Raw genomic sequence first — 3442 nt, 5'->3', positions numbered from 1 at the left:
CATATATAACCTTTCCAATGCTTCTTCCTTTATATCCGCAATATTTGTTGGTAGCCACCGGTCTTGTTGAAGTCCAAAGAATTCATTGCTTGTCATTATGGTTAAAAAAGCTTTAAGTAAAATCATGAAGGAACACATGTTTGAAATATTCTTGGACCTCCATTGAGTAAAACATTGGAAACTTTTTTCGTTTTTCCTTCCGTATTTCCGCAGATAGAAATATCTTCCAAATCAAAAAACATCAACACCCAAAAAAATGAAGCCTACAAAAGCATTGGTCATCTCAGGTGGAGGCAGTAAAGGTGCTTTTGCAGGAGGAATAGCGGAGTACCTAATCCGGGAATGTGGCCACCAATATGGGCTGTTTCTTGGTACATCTACCGGAAGCCTTTTGGTCCCTTTACTTTCCATTGGAGAAATCGAAAAAATTAAGGACATCTACACCAGGGTGACACAGAACCAGATATTCAGTACCTGCCCTTTGATCATTACTAAAAAAAACGGAGTCTATCAAAGTAGAATCAACCACTTGGGGATTGTCAAAATGTTCATCAAAGGCAAAAAAACTTTTGGAGAAAGCAAAAACCTGCGGCATCTGATCACTGAAATAATCAATGAGGATGATTTTGAGAAAATGCAACGAAATTCTGCGGATGTCCTGGTCACACTTTCCAACCTAAGCACAAATCAGGTGGAATACAAAAGGCTGAAGGATTACAGTTATGAGGATTATTGTGACTGGATATGGGGTTCGGCCAATTTTGTTCCGTTTATGAGTTTGTTGGAAAAAAATGGCTTTGAATACGCGGATGGTGGTTTTGCTGATCTGGTACCTATATCAGAGGCAATTTACAGAGGAGCAGAAGAAATAGATGTGATTGTCCTCAAGACGGAACAAGCACGTACAATTAAAAAACCTATTAGAAATGCGCTGGAGCTCACTGTCCGTACTTTTGATTTTATGTTAAATCAGATTTCCAATGACGATATCCGGATCGGGCAACTTGAAGGAGGTAGGAGACAGGTTAATATTAATTTTTACAGACCACAGAATCTGTTGATAGAAAATTCGCTCATTTTCAAACCGGCACTTATGAAAAAATGGTGGCAAGATGGCTTTGAATATGCCAAATCCCACCATCCCGAATGCAGGTGTATGGATGTAGGGGTCTGAAATCCCATCAGCCCTCAAGTAGGTAAACAGTCTTTTCATACATTCCATAATTTCTTATGTCCTGATGCCGACATCTTTTAATCATGTAAGTAGGTACTTTTAGGTTGAAATTATGGCCTAAGAGGAAAGGTTGTCTGGTCGCCCATATTCAGGGTCGGTTATACCGGACCCTGAATTTTTCGGACGCAATGACAAGAAACCGTAGATCATAAAGGCAGGAAGATTTATTGACCGCATGGAAGCTTTCCAAAACACACTATCCTTGTTTTTCCCGTACGTCATCCTGAAAGGCTGCCGAATGTTTGTATTCTGTATGTTTTTGGCAGTCATACCATTATCGCTCTTCGGGCAGGCCTGTTGTTCAGGCGGAGTTCCCTTGGGAGGCACCTTGGGTTTGGGGACTGCGGATTATAATACCTTCCAGTTTTTGCTCACTTATGACAGAAATGTATTGAGGGACCTGATGGACCACAGCACCCTGTTGGATGACGATACCCGTAACCGCATCACCAACTCCACCCTTCTGGAAATCAATTATGGGATCAATAAGAGGCTGGCCGTGGCAGGGGTAATTCCTTTTATCAGGCAGGAGCGTCTTATCAAAGGATTTGAAGGAAAGCAGGATTTTACATTCACTCAGGGCTTGGGTGACCTGGTACTTCTGCTCAAATACCGGATGCTCCTTTCCGAAAAACATCCAACGATGGAGTGGGTTGTCGGAGCAGGTCCAAAACTGCCTACAGGACGGACAGACTTTTTAAATAATAATGGATTGACCTTGCCGGCGGATATGCAGCCCGGTTCAGGATCTTTGGACGGAATGTTCTGGACATTTTTCCAAAAATCCCAATTCCCTGTACAGCAAATGAGCTTGGTGTTTGTTTCCACGTTTAGGAAATCAGGTAAAAACAGGAACTATAACGGAAGTCAGGTCTATCAGTTTGGAGACGAATTCCAGACCAATTTAGGCTTGAATTACAATTTTTTATTCCATTGGCCCATGGATGTATTCTTTTTTGGAAGATATAGGACGCAATCAGTGGATTTGATAGACAACAGTGTCTTTCCCGGATCGGGAGGAAAGTGGATTTATGCAGTTCCCGGTTTCAATGTCAGTTTTACACCGGACCTGTCTTTGCGTGGATCCATAGATCTGCCGGTTTACAGAAACCTCTACGGTTCACAGTTGACCACAACCTATCGGTACACCATGGCACTTTTCTACAATCTGAATCCAAGGAAAAATAAAATCAGTAATACTATAAAATTCGGTGAGTTATGAAAAGATACACATCCAAATATCAATTATCCATACAATTGGGAATGCTAATCCTTATGGGTTGTGAAAGTGATCAAAATCCAGGAAACAGTAACGACAATTCCGGGGAATGGCTGATTCCACGAGATCAAGTGTTTGACGGTGGACCCGGCAAGGATGGGATTCCAGCCCTGACCAACCCTGAACTCATACAGACATCGGCAGCTTCATACCTCAATGACAATGACCTGATATTGGGTTTTGTCAATGGAGGTGAGACCAGGGCCTATCCTCATAAAATTCTCAACTGGCACGAAATCATCAATGATGATTTGGGTACGGAATCAGTATCAGTGATCTACTGTCCCCTTACAGGGACAGGCATCGGGTGGGACAGAAATTTCACTGCAGGGAAAACCACTTTTGGCGTCTCAGGATTGCTCTATAATACCAATGTCATTCCCTATGACAGGAAAACAGACACTAATTGGTCCCAACTGTGGAACCGCTGTTCAGGGGCCAAAACAGGGACAAAAACTTCAATCCATTTCCCAGATGATGGGCTATTGGTTTGCCTGGGCTCCATTTTATGAAAGCTTGGATATTTTTGAACCTCAAAATTAAAGCAACATGAAATATTTTAGAATAAAAACACACTCGTAGAAGCTTAACCAAAAACTCATGCGATTTAACCTGAACAAAATCCAGCAAAAATGGAATGAATCCAACCAGACAGATTTTTCTGGTCTAAAAGCGGTTTTTCTGAACTGTACCCTGAAAAAATCGCCTGAACTCTCTCATACTGAAGGTCTGATGGCTATGTCGCAGACCATCATGGAAGCCAATAATATTCATACTGATCTGATCCGGGTAGTCGATCATGATGTGGCTTATGGCGTGTATCCGGATATGACAGAACATGGTTGGGATAAAGATGAGTGGCCCGCTATCCAGGAAAAAGTGATGGTAGCTAATATCCTGGTGATAGGCACGCCGATTTGGCTGGGAGA

General features: G+C 42.2%; 4 protein-coding genes. All 4 read left to right on the top strand.

What is annotated here, in order from left to right; translation table 11 throughout:
* Positions 1–256 precede the first annotated feature (256 nt).
* Positions 257–1174, top strand: coding sequence for a patatin family protein (locus ACEW8O_RS18830; RefSeq protein WP_373496173.1), 918 nt, complete (start codon positions 257–259; stop codon positions 1172–1174).
* A gap of 235 nt (positions 1175–1409) precedes the next feature.
* Complete coding sequence (locus ACEW8O_RS18825; RefSeq protein ID WP_373496172.1) at positions 1410–2456, top strand: hypothetical protein; 1047 nt, start codon at positions 1410–1412, stop codon at positions 2454–2456.
* Complete coding sequence (locus ACEW8O_RS18820; RefSeq protein ID WP_373496171.1) at positions 2453–3025, top strand: DUF3179 domain-containing (seleno)protein; 573 nt, start codon at positions 2453–2455, stop codon at positions 3023–3025. Before ACEW8O_RS18825 ends, ACEW8O_RS18820 begins: the two co-directional genes overlap by 4 nt.
* An 88-nt stretch (positions 3026–3113) precedes the next feature.
* Positions 3114–3442 (top strand): flavodoxin family protein (locus ACEW8O_RS18815; protein ID WP_373496170.1); only part of this gene is annotated, 329 nt, incomplete at its 3' end.

This window comes from Aquiflexum sp. (assembly GCF_041749095.1).
In the GTDB taxonomy this organism is placed as follows: domain Bacteria; phylum Bacteroidota; class Bacteroidia; order Cytophagales; family Cyclobacteriaceae; genus Aquiflexum.
This window is presented reverse-complemented; position numbering and strand designations above follow the sequence as displayed.